The 17073-nt window shown below is 72.0% G+C and carries 17 protein-coding genes; 12 read left to right on the top strand and 5 right to left on the bottom strand.

What is annotated here, in order from left to right:
- The first annotated feature begins 133 nt into the window (after positions 1–133).
- Positions 134–679 (top strand): EF-hand domain-containing protein, encoded by a 546-nt coding sequence (locus Q9G87_RS29545; protein ID WP_305919774.1) that lies wholly within the window; start codon positions 134–136, stop codon positions 677–679.
- An 8-nt stretch (positions 680–687) separates the two neighbouring features.
- Positions 688–1662: a terpene synthase family protein gene (locus Q9G87_RS29540; protein ID WP_305919773.1), complete on the top strand. Its 975-nt coding sequence runs from the start codon at positions 688–690 to the stop codon at positions 1660–1662.
- Positions 1663–1689: 27 nt separating this feature from the next.
- Here Q9G87_RS29540 and Q9G87_RS29535 read toward each other — a convergent pair whose 3' ends face one another.
- A complete protein-coding gene (locus Q9G87_RS29535) occupies positions 1690–2652 on the bottom strand; it encodes an ArsR/SmtB family transcription factor (protein ID WP_305919772.1) in 963 nt (320 codons plus the stop codon).
- A gap of 59 nt (positions 2653–2711) precedes the next feature.
- Here Q9G87_RS29535 and Q9G87_RS29530 point away from each other — a divergent pair, with 59 nt between their 5' ends.
- The 8 genes from Q9G87_RS29530 to Q9G87_RS29490 all read left to right on the top strand — a co-directional run bounded on the left by Q9G87_RS29530 (position 2712) and on the right by Q9G87_RS29490 (position 11937).
- Positions 2712–3905 (top strand): MDR family MFS transporter, encoded by a 1194-nt coding sequence (locus Q9G87_RS29530; protein ID WP_305919771.1) that lies wholly within the window; start codon positions 2712–2714, stop codon positions 3903–3905.
- Between the two features lie 72 nt (positions 3906–3977).
- The gene (locus tag Q9G87_RS29525) at positions 3978–5849 is read left to right on the top strand and encodes a sensor histidine kinase (RefSeq protein ID WP_305919770.1); all 1872 of its coding nucleotides are present in this window, start codon (positions 3978–3980) and stop codon (positions 5847–5849) included.
- A 49-nt stretch (positions 5850–5898) separates the two neighbouring features.
- Positions 5899–7353 (top strand): BTAD domain-containing putative transcriptional regulator, encoded by a 1455-nt coding sequence (locus tag Q9G87_RS60820; RefSeq protein WP_371825849.1) that lies wholly within the window; start codon positions 5899–5901, stop codon positions 7351–7353.
- A 32-nt stretch (positions 7354–7385) separates the two neighbouring features.
- Positions 7386–9164, top strand: coding sequence for an NAD+ synthase (locus Q9G87_RS29510; RefSeq protein WP_305919769.1), 1779 nt, complete (start codon positions 7386–7388; stop codon positions 9162–9164).
- Between the two features lie 30 nt (positions 9165–9194).
- Complete coding sequence (locus Q9G87_RS29505) at positions 9195–9890, top strand: alpha/beta fold hydrolase (RefSeq protein ID WP_305919768.1); 696 nt, start codon at positions 9195–9197, stop codon at positions 9888–9890.
- A gap of 74 nt (positions 9891–9964) precedes the next feature.
- Entirely contained in the window at positions 9965–10327 is a 363-nt protein-coding gene (locus tag Q9G87_RS29500; RefSeq protein ID WP_305919767.1) for a metalloregulator ArsR/SmtB family transcription factor, read from the top strand.
- Positions 10324–10827 (top strand): SRPBCC family protein, encoded by a 504-nt coding sequence (locus Q9G87_RS29495; protein WP_305919766.1) that lies wholly within the window; start codon positions 10324–10326, stop codon positions 10825–10827. The genes Q9G87_RS29500 and Q9G87_RS29495 overlap by 4 nt, the downstream gene beginning before the upstream one ends.
- 36 nt (positions 10828–10863) lie before the next feature.
- Positions 10864–11937: a hypothetical protein gene (locus Q9G87_RS29490; RefSeq protein ID WP_305919765.1), complete on the top strand. Its 1074-nt coding sequence runs from the start codon at positions 10864–10866 to the stop codon at positions 11935–11937.
- A 73-nt stretch (positions 11938–12010) separates the two neighbouring features.
- Here Q9G87_RS29490 and Q9G87_RS29485 read toward each other — a convergent pair whose 3' ends face one another.
- Complete coding sequence (locus Q9G87_RS29485; protein WP_305919764.1) at positions 12011–12634, bottom strand: SDR family NAD(P)-dependent oxidoreductase; 624 nt, start codon at positions 12632–12634, stop codon at positions 12011–12013.
- Positions 12635–12736: 102 nt separating this feature from the next.
- Between Q9G87_RS29485 and Q9G87_RS29480 the strand changes: the two genes are divergently transcribed.
- Positions 12737–13105 carry a MerR family transcriptional regulator gene (locus tag Q9G87_RS29480; protein ID WP_305919763.1) on the top strand — a complete coding sequence of 123 codons (369 nt, stop codon included), beginning with the start codon at positions 12737–12739 and terminating at the stop codon, positions 13103–13105.
- Positions 13106–13251: 146 nt separating this feature from the next.
- Positions 13252–14250 (top strand): sigma-70 family RNA polymerase sigma factor, encoded by a 999-nt coding sequence (locus Q9G87_RS29475; protein ID WP_305919762.1) that lies wholly within the window; start codon positions 13252–13254, stop codon positions 14248–14250.
- A 15-nt stretch (positions 14251–14265) separates the two neighbouring features.
- Here the strand turns inward: Q9G87_RS29475 and Q9G87_RS29470 are convergent, their stop codons facing one another.
- The 3 genes from Q9G87_RS29470 to Q9G87_RS29460 form a co-directional block, all read right to left on the bottom strand.
- The gene (locus tag Q9G87_RS29470; RefSeq protein ID WP_305919761.1) at positions 14266–15099 is read right to left on the bottom strand and encodes a YybH family protein; all 834 of its coding nucleotides are present in this window, start codon (positions 15097–15099) and stop codon (positions 14266–14268) included.
- Between the two features lie 59 nt (positions 15100–15158).
- Positions 15159–16154, bottom strand: a complete 996-nt coding sequence (locus Q9G87_RS29465) for a sigma-70 family RNA polymerase sigma factor (protein ID WP_305919760.1) — start codon at positions 16152–16154, stop codon at positions 15159–15161.
- A gap of 159 nt (positions 16155–16313) precedes the next feature.
- Positions 16314–16997, bottom strand: a complete 684-nt coding sequence (locus tag Q9G87_RS29460) for a TetR/AcrR family transcriptional regulator (protein WP_305919759.1) — start codon at positions 16995–16997, stop codon at positions 16314–16316.
- Between the last annotated feature and the right edge of the window lie 76 nt (positions 16998–17073).

The following is a 17073-nucleotide window of genomic DNA, read 5'->3' as shown; positions in this document are numbered from 1 at the left end:
CCTACCAGGATGCCGTGTCCGTGTTTCGCACACGTTACGGGGGGTGCCGGTGAACAAGCCGGTGCGTGCCTCGCTGACAAAGCCCCCGCCCCGCCTTACTGTGATCACGCAGTCAGTCTCGGGGGAGGCATTGGTGGCTATCGACCTGCTCAATCACAAGCTCGATCGGGCGTTCGACCACATCGACGCGAGCGGTTACGGCGTCGTCGAGCGTGAGGACTTGCTGGGGCTGGGCGCCCGCATCCTGGTGGGCTTCGGGGAGTCCCCCACGTCGGTCACCGGGGCTAGCCTCGTCGACAGCTTCGACGGCATCTGGTCCGCTCTGGCGAAGGCGCTGGAGCGCGACGGCGACTCCGGCATCGCGCGCCCGGACTTCCGCACCGCCATGACGGCCGCGTTCGTCATCGGCGATCAGTACGAGCCGGTGTTCAGGCCGGCGACGGTGGCGGTGGCGGAGCTGTGCGACGGCGATCGGGACGGCGAGATCGACCTCGCCGAGTTCCGCACCATGTTGTGCGCGTTCGGCGTCGCCTACGACGACGTGGAGGAGGCGTTCGACCGGCTCGACCGGGCGGACAGGGGCACGCTGACCGTGGACGGGCTGGTCGCGGCGGCCTCCGAGTACTACCGCAGCGACGACCCGAATGCCGCCGGCAACTGGCTTTTCGGTCCCCTGTGAGCATCACGATGACGACCACCGTGTTCGCCACGGTGCGCACCGCGCTGCGTTCCGTGCTGACCTCGATGATGCCGCTGCCGCGCCGGGGCGGCGCCGCGGCCCTCGCGCTGCTGCCGCTCATCGAACGCGTGCCGGCGATGGCTCAGCCGTGCCGGATGCACCCGGCCGTGTACGCGATCGAGGCCGCTGTCATCGACTGGGCCAGGAGGACGGGCCTGCGGGCCGATCCCGGCGTCGGCTTCCACCGGATGGCGGGCCGGGCGTTCGCCGAGTTCGACGCGGCGGCGGCGGCGTTGTTCGCGCAGTGGCTGACGTGGCTGTTCCACCTGGACGACGAGCTGGACGAGGGCGAGTGCCGGCTGGAAGTCTTCACCGGCATGCTCAAGGGGGCGGTGCGCCACCCGCTGGAGGCGGCGTTCGCGGACCTGTGGCGGGTGACGAGCGTGCGGATGAGCGACCGGTGGCGGGCCAGGTTCGCGGTGGGCCTGCAACGCCAGCACGACGCCTGCCGTACCGAGGCCGACAACCGGGCGGCGGGCCGGATGCCGACGCTGGAGGAGTACCCGGCGCTGCGCAGGGGCACGGTGGGGCCGTACCTGTACGACCTGGTCGAGCCGTGCCTGCGGGTGGAGGTGCCGGCCTGGGTGCATGAGTCCGAGCCCTGGCAGCAACTGGTGAACGCCTGCAGCGACGTCACCGCCTGGTGCAACGACGTGGCCTCGCGGCCGAAGGAGCACGGCGACGTGCACAACTTCGTCGTGCTGGCGATGCGCCAGCTCGGGCTGAGCGAGCGGGAGGCGACGGGCTGGGTGCTGGACAGGATCGTCCGGCGCTGCGAGGACATGCAGGCGGCGGCCAGGCGGCTGCCGCTGGACGATCTGGCGCCCAAGGCGGCGAGGGACGTCAGCAAGGTGGCCTGCGCCTATCTGGCGGCGCCCCGCGCGCACCTGGACTGGCTGCTGGAGTCCACGCGCTACGCCTGACCGGCGAGCGGCTCGCGCGGCGGCCGCTCACGCCTGACCGGCGAGCGTGTCGCCGGTCGGGGTGCGGCGGTAGACGACCTGCTTACCGACCCGCATCCCGACCGTGAGCCCGCCGCCGCTGAGCACGCCGAGGTGCTGGCTGACCGCGCCCGGCGTGAGCGACATGCGGACGGCGAGCGCGGAGGTGGTGCTGGGCTCCGCCAGCGCGAGCAGGATCTGCGCCCGGCTACGGCCGATCAGCGCCGCCAGCGCGCCGGGCGCGGGCGGCGCGCCCTGCTCCCACAAGGTGCCGACGCCGTGCACGGGGTAGACGAGCATCGACTGGTACGGCGCCGACATGACCGCCACCGCCGGGCCCCAGAAGGCGCTGGGCAGCAGCACGAGCCCGTCGCCGTGCAGGCCGCTGACCTCGCAGTGGTGCCGTTCGATGAGCAGCCGCTCCCCCGTCCAGACCACGGTGGGGTCGAGCCCGGCGAACAGCGCGCTGGCGCCGCCCTGGGCCAGCTGCCGCGAGCGGCGCAGGACGTCGCGTTCGAGCAGGGCGTACACGCGGGGCCAGTACTCGGAGAAGCATGACTCCCAGTACGCCTGAAGCGTGTTCGCCACTCTGGCCACGCCGGCCTCGGGGTCAGCAATGAACCGCTCCAGCACGGACCGGTCGGTTCCCCGCACTCTCGCCGCCTCCAGCTCGGCCCGCTCGGGCGGCGCGTTCCTGACCCGGTCGAGCTCGGCGGCGAAGTCCGGCATCGGCGTGTCGGGCGGCGGGGTGACGAAGTCGGCGATGTAGCCGGCCGGCGGCACGAGCGCGAACAGCTCGGCCAGGTCGAGACCGGCCAGCCGGTGACGGACGGCCTTGAGCCATGGCAGGTGGATCGAGTGCCTGGCGGGCTGCTGGAGGGTGCGCAAGCTGGCCACGAGCTCCCACATCGGGGAGAACGCGAACCGGATGCGCGCCACGTCCTCCGGCGTCATGACCCAGGTGATGGACATCCTTTTAGTGTGGGCTAAACCGTTCGCGCCGGGAAACCGGAAATATCAACCTTTATCGCGTGTCTAGTCCCACTGTCGAGAAGCCGTCGTTCCTCCGTTCCCAGGTCGCCGGCCTGCCCCGCCCGTTCTGGGCCCTGTGGGGCGGCACGCTGGTGAACCGCCTCGGCACCATGGTCGTGCCGTTCACCGGCGTCTACCTGACCCAGGCCCGCGGCCTGTCGGTGACCGCCGCGGGCCTGGTGATGGCCGTGTTCGGCGCGGGCTCGCTGCTGTCCCAGCTGCTCGCCGGCGTGCTCACCGACCGTGTCGGGCGGCGGGCCACGCTGTCGGGCGGCATGCTGGCCACCGCCGCCTCCATGCTGGCGCTCGGCTACAGCACCTCCCTGCCGGCGATCCTGGCCTCGATGTTCGTGCTCGGCCTGGTGATCGACGCCTACCGGCCCGCGTCCAACGCGCTGGTCGCCGACCTGGTCTCGCCCGCGGAGCGGCCCCGGGCGTACGGGCTGCTGTTCTGGGGGATCAACCTCGGCTACTCGGTCGGCATGACCGCCGGCGGCTGGCTGGCGGGGCTCGGGTTCATCTGGCTGTTCTGGATCGACGCGGTGTCGAGCGTGGTCTTCGCGGTGCTGGTGTGGCGGGCGGTCCCGGAGACGCGGCCGGCGGCGCGGGAGTCGAGCGGCGGATTCGGGGTGGTGCTGCGCGACCGGGTGATGGTGGCGTTCACGCTGGTCACGCTGGGCAACGCGGTGCTGTACGCGCAGACGATGAGCATGCTGCCGGTGGCGATGACCAAGGTGGTGGGGCTGACGCCGGCGCAGTTCGGGCTGGCCATGGCGCTGAACGGGGTGCTGATCGTGGTGGTCCAGCCGCTGGTGTCCGGCTGGCTGGGGCGCAGGGACGCCTCACGGACGTTCGCGCTGGGCCTGGCCGTGATGGGGGCCGGTTTCGCGATGACCGCGTTCGTCACCAACCCCCTGGGGCTGGCCGCGACGATCGCGGTGTGGACGGCGGGCGAGATCGTCACGGCGGGCATCGCGGGCTCGATCGTGGCCGCGCTGGCGCCCGCGGAGTTGCGTGGGCGGTACGCGGGGTTGTTCGGGTTCGCCTGGTCGGTGGCCATGGTGCTGGCGCCGCTGCTCGGCGGGGCGCTGCTGGACCTCGGGATGGAGGCGCTGTGGTGGACGATGGGCGGGGTCGGGCTGGTGTCCGCGGCCGGGATGATGGTGCTCGGGCCCGCGATCCGGCGGCGTTGAGAGAATTTTGATCGGGTATTGGCACTTGCCCGATAATTTTCTCCCATCCATGGGGTGGGAAGGGCGGGTGCCATGCGCCGCGCAGGTCTGGCTAGAGGTGTGGCGATCGGGATCGCCGCGCTCGCGGTCGTACTGGAGCTCACCGACATCTGGGTGACGGCGCAGTTGCCGCAGTCTCCTCATACGCCGCTGCCGTTCGCACCCGAGGACATGGCCGGCACCGCCTTCCCGATCTTCGGGGCGATCCTCGTCCACAGCAGGCCGCGCCTGGTCATCGGGTGGCTGCTGTGCGTCGGCGGGCTGAGCGCGGCGGCCAACATCCTGTCGGCCAACCTCTTCATGCTCCTGTACGGCGGCCCGCCCCACGGCTGGGTGATCGTCAACCTTACGTGGAACGTTCTCCAGCTCACCCTGGGCGTGCTGCTCCCGCTGCTCTATCCGGCGGGAGAACTGCTGTCCAGGCGGTGGCGCTGGGTGGTCGTCCTGGCCGTCACGGGTATGGCGCTCGACTGGGTCGCGGTGGTGGCCGGCCAGCGCTCGCTCAGGGAGTTCGCGCACTGGATGGTGGCGGCCGCCATGGCGGCGGCGTTCGCCTCGCTCGTCGTCCGGTTCAAGCGCGGCGACGCGGTCGAGCGGAGACAGCTGCTGTGGCTTCTGGTGACGCTGCCGGGGCTGCTGATCCCGTTCATCGTGGGCGGCTCGGTGTGGTGGCTGGCGACGCTGGCGATCCCGCTGATCCCGGCCGCCATCGCGGTGGCGGTGCTGCGGTATCGGCTGTTCGGTATCGACACGCTGATCAGCCGGGCATTGGTGGGCACCGGCCTGGCGGTCGTCACCATGGGCGTCTACGTGGCGGTGAGCGCGGCGGGCAGCATGTTCCTGTCGGAGGTGGACCCGATCGCGGGCATCGCGGCGGCGGTGTTCGCCGGGGCCTTCTTCCAGCCGATGCGGCGCGGGCTGCAACGCGGCGTGGACCGGCTGCTCTACGGCAGCACCGGCGTGCCGGGCGCGCTGGCCAGGCGGCTACGGCACCGGCTCCAGCACGCCGACCCGGTGCACGGGCTGCTGGCCACGCTGGACGTGCTGCGCGAAGGACTGTCGGTGACGGGCGTCGCGGTGGAGGTGGACGGCACGACGACCACGTCGGGGGCGGTGGGCGACGCGGGCAACGCCCCGCGGCCCGTCAAGACCATCGCGCTGGTGTGGCACGGGGAGCCCGTGGGGCTCCTGCTGATCGGGCCGACCGACCGGCGCAGGTTCCCGGCCGCCCACGACGAGCGGGTGATCGCGACGCTGACGCCGTACATCGCCGACGCCGCGCACGCCGTACGCCTCACGGCGGCGCTGCAGCGCTCCCGCGAGCGCATCCTGACCGCCCGCGAGGAGGAGCGGCGGCGGCTGCGCCGCGACCTGCACGACGGGCTCGGGCAGTCGCTCACCGGCATGGCCATGTCGATCAACGCCGCCCGCCTGAGCGTGCGTTCCTCGCCGCAGGAAGCCGACCGGCTGCTCGCCGACCTGCGGGCCGGCATGGACGCCGTGAGCGGCGACATCAAGCAGCTCGTGTACGGGCTGCGCCCGCCCGCGCTCGACGAACTGGGGCTGGCGGGCGCGGTCGAGGAGCTGGCGGAGACGCCGATCGAGACCTCGGGCGACCTGGCGAGCCTGCCGGCGGCGGTCGAGGTGGCCGCCTACCGCATCGTCCAGGAGGCGCTGACGAACGCCCGCAAACACGCCCACGCCACCCGGATCACGATCAGCCTGCGGCGCGACGACCGGCTGCGGGTGAGCGTGACCGACGACGGCGTGGGGGTGCCGCCGGACGCCCGGCCGGGCGTGGGCCTGGGCTCCATGCGGGAGCGGGCCGCCGAGCTCGGGGGCATCTGCGTGGTGCGCGAGGCCGAAGGAGGAGGCACCGTCGTCCAGGCCGAGCTCCCACTGTGACCTTTCGCCATATACCGAAGCCCGTTCTCCCTCTAAAGTTACGCCTGACATGCTCACCTTCACTGCTCTCGGACCGTTCCAGGCCTGGGCCGGCGGCGCCCCTCTCGACCTCGGCGGCCAGCGGCAGCGCGCGGTGCTCGCGCGCCTGCTCGTGGCCGGCGGCCGCGCCGTTCCCGTGAACACCCTCATCGACGAGCTCTGGCCGGGCGCCCCGCCGGCGCAGGCCCTGTCCACGATCCAGGGCTACGTCTCCCGCCTGCGCCGCGCGCTCGAGCCCGACCGCGCGCCCCGCGAGGAGGCCGGCGTGCTGGTGTCCGCGCCGCCCGGCTACGCCCTGCGGGCCGGGACCGAGCAGGTGGACGCCTGGCACTTCGAGAGCCTGGTGAAGTCGGACGGCACGCCGGCGCAGGTGTGGGCGGCCATGGACACCGCGCTGGGGTTGTGGCGGGGGCCCGCGCTGGCCGAGTTCAGCGAGCTGAGCTGGGCGGCGACGGAGGCCGGGCGGCTTGAGGAGCTGCGGCTGATCGCCGTCGAACGGCGGGCCGACGCCGGGCTCGCGCTGGGCCGGGCGACGTCGCTGGTGGCGGACCTGGAGGCGCACGCGACGGCGTACCCGCTGCGTGAGGAGGCCTGGCGGCTGCTGGCCGTGGCGCTCTACCGGCTGGGCCGCCAGGGCGACGCGCTGGCCGCGCTGCGCAGGGCGCGCGCGGTGTGGCGGGACGAGCTGGGACTGGACCTGTCGGCCGCGCTCCAGCGCCTGGAGGGCGACATGCTCGCCCAGCGCCTGGAGGAGCCGGCTCCCGCGCCGGCGCCTGCGGCGGTTCCCGCGGACGTGCTGCGGGTTCTGGTGGCCGACGACCAGGCCCTCGTACGGGCGGGGCTCCGGGCCATGATGGCCGCCGAACCAGGGGTGACGCTGGTCGGCGAGGCCGGCAACGGCGAGGAGGCGATCGCGGCCGTCCGCGAGACCCGGCCCGACGTGGTGCTGCTCGACATCCAGATGCCGCATCTGGACGGTCTGGCGGCCGCGCGCAGGATCCTGGCGGAGGAGCGGCCGCCGAAGGTGGTCATGATGACCACGTTCGGCAGCGACGAGAACCTTTACGCGGCCCTGCGGGCGGGAGTGAGCGGATTCCTGCTGAAGACGGCGGCTCCGGAGCAGTTCGTAGCCGCGATCAGGGCCGCCGCCGGCGGGGACGCGCTCATCGATCCGGCGGTCACCACGCGGCTGATCTCCGCGTTCGCCGGGCGGGCCGACCCGGCCTCGCCGCCGGCGCTGGCCGGGCTCTCCGACGCCCTGCTCGACGTGCTGAAACTGGTCGCCAGAGGCCTGACCAACCGCCAGATCGGCCAGACCCTCTCGCTGCCGGAGGAAGAGGCCTCGCTGATGGTGAAGTCGCTGCTCGAGCACCTCGGGCTGTTCGACCGGGCACAGCTGGTCATGGCCGCGTACGAGTCCGGGCTGGTCACGCCAGGTGAGAAGGCTCACTTTTCGTCGCTTTGACGATAAAAATCGCGCCATATTAGGCTGGGCGCGTGGCACAACTGCGCATTGCCCTGGCACAGACCAACCCGACCGTCGGCGACCTGGCCGCCAACGCCGACCAGCTGGTGGCGTGGACCCGCGACGCCGCCGAGCGCGGGGCGCACCTGGTCGTCTTCACCGAGATGTTCCTCACCGGATACCCCGTGGAGGACCTGGTGCTCCGCACGTCCTTCGTGGACGCCAGCATCCGGACTCTGGAGGAGGTGGCGCGCAGGCTGGAGCTGGAGGGCCTGGGCGATCTCCCCGTGGTGGCCGGCTACGTCGACCGGGCCGGCCTGGCGCCCCGGGTGGGGCAGCCGAAGGGCGCCCCGCTGGACGCCGCCGCGCTGCTCTACAAGGGCGAGGTGGTCACGCGTACGGCCAAGCACCACCTGCCGAACTACGGCGTGTTCGACGAATACCGCTATTTCGTGCGCGGCGACCGGCTGCCGATCTTCCGGCTACACGGGGTCGACGTGGCGATCGCCGTCTGCGAGGACCTCTGGCAGGAGGGCGGTCCCGTGTCGGTCGTGGGGCAGGCGGGGGCCGGGCTGCTGGTGGTGCCGAACGCCTCGCCGTACGAGAAGGAGAAGGACGACGTACGGCTGGAGCTGTGCCGGCGCCGCGCCCGTGAGGCCGGGTGCGCGCTCGTCTACGTGAACCAGGTCGGCGGGCAGGACGAGCTGGTCTTCGACGGCGACTCGATCGTGGTGGACGGCTCGGGCGAGCTGGTGGCGCGGGCGGGCCAGTTCCGGGAGGAGCTGCTGGTCGTGGACCTGGACGACCTGCCGGTCTCGGACGCGGAGCCGGGCACGTACCCGCACGACGCGGGCGACGACTCCACGATCACCGTCGAGCGGCTGGTGCTGTCGGAGCAGCCCGTGGCGCCCTATCCCGCTGAGCCGGCCGGCATCGCCGAGCGGCTCGATCTGCACGCGGAGGTCTATTCGGCGCTGGTGCTCGCGGTCAGGGACTACGTGCGTAAGAACGGGTTCCAGTCGATCATCCTGGCGCTGTCGGGCGGGATCGACTCGGCGCTGACCGCGACCATCGCCTCCGACGCGATCGGCCCGTCCCGGGTGCACGTCGTGCTCATGCCGTCGCGCTACTCCTCCGAGCACTCGGTGACCGACGCCGAGGAGCTGGTGCGCAGGCAGGGGGTCAACGCGCAGATGGTCCCCATCGCCGACGTCGTCGACGCCTTCGAGAAGGAGATCGAGCTGTCCGGCCTGGCCGCCGAGAACCTCCAGGCCAGGGTGCGCGGCATGATCCTCATGGGCCTGTCCAACCAGCACGGCCACCTGGTGCTGACCACCGGGAACAAGAGCGAGCTCGCGACCGGCTACTCCACCCTCTACGGCGACTCGGCCGGCGGCTTCGCCCCGATCAAGGACGTGCCGAAGACGATGGTGTGGGCGCTGTCCCGGTGGCGCAACGCGCACGCGGACCCGCAGTTCCTGCTGACGGCCGAGCGCCCGATCCCGGAGAACTCGATCACCAAGGAGCCGAGCGCGGAGCTGCGCCCGGACCAGCGCGACACGGACTCGCTGCCGCCCTACGAGGTGCTGGACCGGCTGCTGGACGACTACGTGGAGAAGGACATGGGCTCGCAGGAGCTCATCGCGGCCGGCCATGATCCTGAGCTGGTGACGCGCATGATCAGGCTGGTGGACCTGGCGGAGTACAAGCGCCGCCAGTATCCGCCGGGCCCGAAGATCACCCCGAAGAACTTCGGCCGGGACCGCCGCCTCCCGATCACCAACCGCTGGCGGGAGACCACCACCGGCTGAGTTGTCGGAGGGCTCGGCTACGGTGCCGCCATGGCTGAATTCGTCATGGTGGCAGGCGCGTGGCTCGGGGCGTGGGCGTGGGACGAGGTGGTGCCGGAGCTGCGGGCGGCCGGGCACGGCGCGCACCCGTTGACGCTGTCCGGGCTCGCCGACAAGCAGGGTGTGCCCGCCGGGCAGCAGACCCACGTCCAGGACATCGTCGACGAGGTCGAGCGCCGCGATCTGCGGGACGTCGTCCTGGTCGGGCACAGTTACTCCGGCATCCCGGTCGGCCAGGCGGCCGAGCGGATCGGCGACCGGCTGGCCCACATGGTCTTCGTGGACTCCAACGTGCCCACGCACGGCGAGGCGTTCGCGTCCGGGGCGCCGGAAGGCTGGGCGGCGACCGAGATCGACGCCCACGGCGGCTTCTGGCCGCCTCAGACCGCGGCCGACTATGCGGGCCAGGGGCTGAGCGACGAGCAGATCGCGCGGATCGTGGAGGGCTCGACGCCACATCCCGGGGCCTCGCTGACCGAGCCCGCGGTGCTGGCGCGGCCGCTCGGCGAGCTCCCCGCCACCTACATCAAATGCCTGCTCGACGGCGAGAAGCCGGCCGACGACGTGGCCAGGCTGCTCACCGGCGAGCGGTGGCGGCTGGTCGAGATGGACACCGGCCACTGGCCGATGTTCTCCCAGCCGCGTGAGCTGGCCCGCATCCTGCTCGACGCGGCCACCCGCAGGTAAGGGCACCCTCCCTCTTCCGCCACGATGCGGGAGAGGTGCTGGCGAACGCGTAACCAATGGGTTACGCTTTTCGCGTGGACGAAGTGGCAGGGGCGATCGCGGATCCGGTGCGGCGGCAGATCCTGGTGCTGCTCAGAGAGGGGCGCCTGGCGGCCGGCGAGGTCGCCGACCGGTTCCCGATCAGCCGCCCCGCCGTGAGCCGCCACCTGCGCGTGCTCAAGGAGAGCGGGCTGGTCCGCGCGGAGCTCGTGGGCAGACAGCGCTTCTACACGCTCGATCCTGATCGGTTCACCGAGCTCATCGCGTGGCTGGCACAGTTCGTCCGGCCCTCGGGCTGGGAGCACCACTTCGACGCTTTGGAGACAGAGGTCTACCGAACGCGCCGCGAACGCCGCACGGGCGGCACCGCTGACAGCAGAAAGGCAGGCACGGCATGAACCGATTCCCCACCGGCCGACTGTTCCGCACGGAGTCCGGCAGCGATCTCGTCCTCACCCGCACCTTCCGCGCAGCCGCCGAGGACGTGTGGGCCAGCATCACCGAGCCGGAGCGCACCGCGCGCTGGTTCGGCCCATGGGAGGGCCAGGCCGGGCCCGGCCGGACGATCAAGGTCCAGATGTTGTTCGAGGAGCAGCAGCCCTGGTACGAAATGCGCATCGACGCGTGCGAGCCACCGCGGCGGCTGGAGGTGTCCGCCGTGGACGAGGCCGGGTCCTGGCATCTGGAGCTGCTGCTGTCCGAGGCCGACGGCACGACGGAGCTGCGGTTCGTCCAGCACCTGGCCGACGAGGAGGGGATCGGCGAGATCGGCCCCGGCTGGGAGTATTACCTCGACCTGCTCGTGGCCTCCCGCGACGGCTCCCCGAAGCCGGACTTCGACGACTACTACCCGTCGATGAAGCCCTACTTCGACCAGCTGCGGGACACGGACGCGTAGCGGGAATCTGTCGGTGGCGGCTGGCACAGTGAGGCCGTGGCTCAACCGCTGAAAGACATGATCAACGCCCGATCCGTGTCGGTGCTGGCCGACGGGCTGGCCGCCGCCTGGGCGTCCTTCCCGCGGGACCGGTTCGTGGGGCGGGCCCTGGACGGGCTCGACGGGCTGGAGCTGAAGGACCGGGTCAGGCACGTCGCCGCGGCACTGGCCAACGCGCTGCCGCTGCCCTATCCGCAGGCCGCCGAGATCGTGCGCGGCTGCGCCTCGCGGGCGGTGCTGGACATGTGGAGCGGCTGGCCCGCCACCGATCACACGGCCGTCCAGGGGCTCGATCACCTGGACGCGGCAATGGGGACGCTGGCGGCGCTCACGCCATACTCGTCGGGCGAGTTCGCGGTCCGGCCCTTCCTGGAGCTTTATCGCGACGACGCGCTCAAGATCATGCATGCCTGGGCGGAGTCGCCGGACGAGCATCTGCGCCGGCTGGCGTCGGAGGGATCGCGGCCGCGGCTGCCGTGGGCCACGCGGGTGGGCTGGCTGATGGCGCCGGGGCCGACGCTCCCCCTGCTCGACCGGCTGCGCGACGACCCGAGCGAATACGTCCGCCGCTCGGTCGCCAACCACGTCAACGACCTGGCCAAGGACCATCCGGAGGAGGCGCTGGCGCTGCTGGCGCGCTGGCGCGCCGACGGCGGCTCGCACGTGGAGAAGGTCCTGCGGCACGCGGTGCGCGGGCTGCTGCGAGCCGGGCATCCTGAGGCGCTCGCGCTCGTGGGCGCCACTCCGGGCAGCGGCGCGGTGGACGTGCTCGCCCTGGAGTCGGAGGCGGTGGCCGTCGGCGAGAAGCTGGGCTTCTCGGTCACGGTCACGGCTGACGGGGCGGGGCCGCTGCTGCTCAAATACGCGATCCGGCGGCCGGGCTCGCGTCGCGTGTTCCACCTGGGCCAGCGTGAGGCGGACGGGGCCGGGGCGACGTTCACGTTACGGAAGAGCCACTCGTTTCGGCCGGTGACCACGCGCGACGAGCCGCCCGGGCCCCGGGAGCTCGACGTGATCGTCAACGGCAGGGTGGCCGCGACCACCGCCTTCACCCTGACACCTGCACCGTGACCTGGACACCGTGACCTGGACACCGTGACCCCGGGCACCCCGACCACGAGCATCCTGCCCCGGCCGCCCCAGGTCACCGGTCGTGGCGGCCGTTGTGGAGGATCTCGTGGTCCCAGCGGTCGCGGGGCTGAGTGTGCAGGCGCCAGTAGTGCTCGGCGATGTCGTCGGGATCGAAGGCCGTGCCCGGCGCGACGGGGCCTGCCACGGTGACGGTGGCCACGTGCACGCCCGAAGGGCCGTACTCCTGGTCGAGCAGCGCCACGAGCGTGCGCACGCCGCTCTTGCCCAGGGACAGGCTGGTGTACTGGCGCTTGGGCTCGGGCATGCCGCCGGTGATGATGAACGTGCCGCCGCCCCGCCGCGCCATCGCAGGGGCGACGTGGGCGGCCGCGATGAGCGCGCCGACCACGTTGACCGCCCAGGCGTCCAGGTGGGCGCGTACGGTCGCCTCGCCGGGCGAGTCGGGCCGGATGATCGCGGCGTTGTAGACCACGACGTCCGGAGTGCCCAGATCGGCGGCCGACGCGTCCAGGGCGGCCCGCAGGGCCGTCTCGTCGGCGCTGTCGGCCTGATAAGCCCGCACCTTATCGAGTCCCAGGGTGTCGCCCGTTCGCGAGACGAGGGCCACCGGCAGGCCCTCACGCGCGAACCGGCGGGCGACCGACCGGCCGATCCCCGGACCCGCTCCGATAATCACCGCTCCCGGCATCATCGGCTCCTTCGCTTTGTTGGCAGTGGCAGACAAGGGGACGCTAAGGCGTCACATCGATGTGAAGGTCAAGCTCGGAGCGAGGAGCACATGCGGATCGGCGACCTGGCCCATGAGACCGGGGTGAGCAGGCGGTTGCTGCGGTACTACGAGGAGCAGGGACTCTTGCGACCTGTCCGGCTGCCCAACGGCTATCGCGAGTATCACAAGTCGGACGTCGCCGCCGTCCGCCACATCCGGACCCTGCTGGCCGCCGGCCTGCCCACCGCGGTCATCGCCCGGCTGCTGGACTGCGTCCACGACGACGAGGGCGGGCGGATGGTGCCGGTGGCCTGCCCCGGGATGATCACCCATTTGCGGCAGGAGCGGCGGCGCATCACCGCGACGATCGAGCGTCTCCAGACGTCCCAGCGGCACTTGGACACCATGCTGGCCTCCGTCCGGGAGCAGCACGTCTGAAGCGGCCCCAGCCACCACCCGGGTCTCGACCGGCACCAGGCCCAGCCGAAGCGCGCCCCCGATCCTCTGAGCGGCACCGAGCGCTCCCCCCCAACAGCCCTCTTGGGGCACAATCGGGGCTCGTGAGCGAAACTCGCCAGCCAACCGTGGATTCGACAACGCAGGATCCTGACCTGGGCCGGGCGCGCGAAGGGGACGATGCCGCCTTCGACCGCCTCATCGCGCCGCTGCGCCGTGAACTGCACGCACACTGCTACCGCATGCTCGGCTCCGCCCACGACGCCGACGACGCCCTGCAGGAGGCCCTGGTGCGGGCCTGGCGGGGGCTGGCGCGCTTCGAGGGTCGCAGTTCGCTGCGTTCGTGGCTGTACACGGTGGCGACCCGTACGTGCCTGGATCTCGTCGAGACGCGCGGCAGGCGGGCCCTGCCGGTGGATCTCGGCCCGGCTGCCGACCGCACCGTGGCCGACAACGCGCCGCGGACGGACGTGGCCTGGCTGGGACCGTACCCGGACACCGGCCCGGCCGCGCGGTATGAAGAGCGGGAGGCCGTCGAGCTGGCGTTCGTCGCGGCCCTGCAGCACCTGCCGGGCAACCAGCGGGCGGCGCTGCTGCTGTTCGAGGTGCTGGGATTCTCCGTCGCCGAGATCGCCGAGATGATGCGGACCACGACCACGTCCGTCAACAGCGCGTTGGCGCGGGCCCGCAGGATCGTCGCCGAACGGGTGCCTTCCCCTTCCCAGCAGCAGACGCTGCGGACTCTCGGGGACGCCCACACGCGGGAGATCGTCGCCGGGTACGCCGCCGCGCTGGAACGTGGCGACGCCGACGCCCTGGTCGCGCTGCTCACCGAGGACGTGACCTGGTCGATGCCGCCCATGCCGCACTGGTACCGCGGCCTGGCGGCCGTCACCGACTTCGCGGTACGGGTGCCGCTGACCTCGTGCGGCTCCTGGCGGCACCTCCCGGCGCACGCCAACGGCCAGCCGGCCGTCGCCTCCTACCTCTGGGACGACGCGGCCGGCGCGCATCTGGCCTGGTCGATCAATGTGCTGACGTTGCGCGGCGACCAGATCAGCGAGATCACCTCGTTCATCGGGCGCGAGCACTTCCCGCTGTTCGGACTGCCCGTGTCGCTCCCCTGACGGCCGCCCGCGTCGCTAGCGAGGCGGCGACGGGCGCAGGTCGGTCCTGACCGCGCCGGTGGCCTGGTCGAGCGGGAACGACAGGTGCTGGTGGGTCATCATCCAGGCGCCGTCCCGCCTCTCGAACACCCGCGTGCCCCGCGACCAGATCTCGGACACCTGACCGTCCTCGCCTGCGACGCGGACGCGGTTGAGTCCCCACGCCACCGCCAGGTCCTCGCGTACCAGGATCTTCAGGTCGGGCACGTCGAAGCTCACGTCGCCAGGGACGTCGAGGCCACGGGCGCAGACCTTGCGCACCTCGTCGACGCCGACGTACTCCAGCGGCGCCTCGTGCTCGTACGAGACGACGTCGTCGTCGATCGCGGTCATCATGCCATCCAGGTCCTTCGCGGCGGTGCCGGCGTACCAGCGCTCGTGGACCTGCCGCACCTCCTCCTCGGCCGCGCGCTCATCCCCGAGGGGGAACGAGTGGTGCTCGTGGGCGACGACCCAGCGGCCGTCCTCCTTGCGCAGCCCGAGCGTCAGCCGCAGCCGGTAATCGGGGTTCGCCGCCAGCTCACCGGGGGTGCCGCAGCGCAGCAGGGCGTGGGCGAAGGCGACGTCGGAGCCGGCGGTGACGTCCAGGGTCTCCATCTCGAACGACGCGCCCTGCGCCTGCCACTGGAAGAAGCCCGGCCACGTCTCCTTGTACGCCTCGATGCCGTGCACGCCTTCGTAGGGCGGCGGCACGTCGTACATCACGATGTCGTCGGCGTGATCATTGAGAACGCGCTCGAGGTCGCCGGCGTGCACCGCCTCGGCCCAGCGCTCGATCAGCTCGCGGATCCGCTCTTCGTCGCCGGTCATGGTGCAGTCCTTTCGGTCGGTGGGTCCGTCAGGAGTACAACCTGGGCCGGGACGCGAAATCATCGCGGCAATTCGGGCGGAAGGTCGAAGTCCGCGAACTCGGCCTCCAGGAACGAGACGACCTCGGCGATCCGGGTGCCGCGCACGACGATCAGGTCCAGGCCCGCCGGGACGTACGCGGCCCGCCGCTCATCCCACATGTACGTCCCGAACGCGAGTTGCCCGTTCGCCCGCGCGGACAGGAAACGCCAGCGGTGGGTCAGCGGCCCCTCGGCCAGGAAGCCGCGGATGCCGTCGTGGCCCTGGTACCAGGCGGTCAGCGGCGGCATCGAGTACTTCGCGTCCTCGGTCAGCATGGCCACGATGGCGTCGATGTCGCCGGCCTCCCAGGCGGCGGCGTACCGGCGGGCCAGCTCCCGCTGCCCGGGCTCACCCAGCACGTCGAGCGTCTGCCGCTGGCTCGGCTCCGGCAGCAGCTCGGTGAGGACCTTACGGGCCCGCTGCAGGGCGCTGTTGACCGCCGCGACCGTGGTGTCCAGCTGGTCGGCGGCCTCGGCGGCGGCGTACCCGAGCACGTCCCGCAGCAGCAGGGCGGCCCGCTGCCGGGCCGACAAGTGCTGCAGCGCCGCGACGAACGCCAGCTCCACGCTCTCCTTCGCCACCGCGCGCGCCTCGGGGCCCAGCTCGGCCGTCCAGCCCATCAGCCGGTCCGGGTACGGCTCCAGCCACGTCACCTCGGCGACCGGTGCGGCCTCGGGGCTCAGGTCGGTGGGCAGCTCGCGCCGTCCCCGCCGCTCGATCAGCGTCAGCGCCCGGTTGGTCGCGATCTTGTAGAGCCACGCCCTGAACGTCCCGCGGTCCTCGAACCGTGCCATGTTGCGCCAGGCCCGATCCAGCGTGTCCTGCACGGCGTCCTCGGCGTCGTGGACGGAGCCCAGCATGCGGTAGCAGTGCGCGCGCAGCTCCTCCCGCAGCGGGCCGACGAGGCGGCTGAACGCGTCGCGGTCGCCCGCCCGCGCCGCGGCCAGCAACTCCGCCGTGGGCGTCGTGGCCATCGCTTCGTCCCCTTTCCGCCTTCTTCGTGGCCAAGCTACCTGAGAGGATCGCACCTGCTCCTGTACGCCGACGGCCTATGGCGGTACTTGCCCGAGGCCACGGCCTCCGCCCGCACCGGGGCCCTGGACGCGGGCGGCCAGGAGACGTCACGGTGCTTCTCACCCCGATCGGTCACCGGTCTGGAGCCGGGCCTCGATGCCGTCGAGGATGAGGTCCAGGCCGAGGAGGAAGTTGCGGTCGAAGTCGCCGTCGCCCACGTCCGCGTGCCGGGACAGCTCCGGAGCGTGCTCGTCGAGGTAGCGGACGGCGCGTGCGCGGATCTCGGCGTCCGCGCCGGGCGTGCGGACGGTGGCCCACCAGGTGTTCTCCGCGGCCACGTACCCGTTCACGTAGGAGGACAGGGCGCCGACGGCGGAGTTGAGGGCGGGGCCGCTCAGCCCGGCGCCGGCGAGGGTGGCGTAGAAGAGCTGGGAGCGGGCCAGCGCGTTCGGGCCGAGCAGCGGACGGGTGGCGGTGAGCTCCGGCACCCAGGGGTGGCGGCGCATGACGTCCCTGCTCTGGGTGAGCCGGCGGACGATGGTGGCCCGCCACGTAGGCTGCTCCTCCGGCTCGATCTCGCCGAAGACCTCGTCCAACGCCAGGTCGAGCACGTCTTCCTTGCTCTTGACGTACTCGTATAGCGACATCGTGCCGGCCCGCAGGCGGGCGGCCAGGGCCCGCATGGAGAAGCCGCGCACGCCTTCGGCGTCGAGCAACGCGACGGCGGCCTCGACGATGCGCTCGCGCGACAGCCGGGGCCTGCGCGGGCGGGCGTCGTCGCGGAACCAGATGGACTCCGGCATCTCCCAGCCTTTCCGTGCACTGTACGGAAAACCGTACAGCTAGCTTAGGCGGCGGCGAGCGCGAGACGAAGGAGGC

Source organism: Nonomuraea turcica (assembly GCF_030718205.1).
Lineage (GTDB): Bacteria > Actinomycetota > Actinomycetes > Streptosporangiales > Streptosporangiaceae > Nonomuraea.
The sequence above is the reverse complement of the archived record's forward strand: the minus strand, read 5'-3'. Positions and strand labels throughout refer to the sequence as shown.

Coding starts and splice junctions, on each gene's coding strand:
- Q9G87_RS29495 (WP_305919766.1), top strand. CDS start 10,324: ATGAACCGATTCCCCACCGGCCGACTGTTCCGCACGGAGTCCGGCAGC.
- Q9G87_RS29505 (WP_305919768.1), top strand. CDS start 9,195: ATGGCTGAATTCGTCATGGTGGCAGGCGCGTGGCTCGGGGCGTGGGCG.
- Q9G87_RS29465 (WP_305919760.1), bottom strand. CDS start 16,154: ATGGCCACGACGCCCACGGCGGAGTTGCTGGCCGCGGCGCGGGCGGGC.
- Q9G87_RS29470 (WP_305919761.1), bottom strand. CDS start 15,099: ATGACCGGCGACGAAGAGCGGATCCGCGAGCTGATCGAGCGCTGGGCC.
- Q9G87_RS29460 (WP_305919759.1), bottom strand. CDS start 16,997: ATGCCGGAGTCCATCTGGTTCCGCGACGACGCCCGCCCGCGCAGGCCC.
- Q9G87_RS29540 (WP_305919773.1), top strand. CDS start 688: ATGACGACCACCGTGTTCGCCACGGTGCGCACCGCGCTGCGTTCCGTG.
- Q9G87_RS29535 (WP_305919772.1), bottom strand. CDS start 2,652: ATGTCCATCACCTGGGTCATGACGCCGGAGGACGTGGCGCGCATCCGG.
- Q9G87_RS60820 (WP_371825849.1), top strand. CDS start 5,899: ATGCTCACCTTCACTGCTCTCGGACCGTTCCAGGCCTGGGCCGGCGGC.
- Q9G87_RS29480 (WP_305919763.1), top strand. CDS start 12,737: ATGCGGATCGGCGACCTGGCCCATGAGACCGGGGTGAGCAGGCGGTTG.
- Q9G87_RS29525 (WP_305919770.1), top strand. CDS start 3,978: ATGCGCCGCGCAGGTCTGGCTAGAGGTGTGGCGATCGGGATCGCCGCG.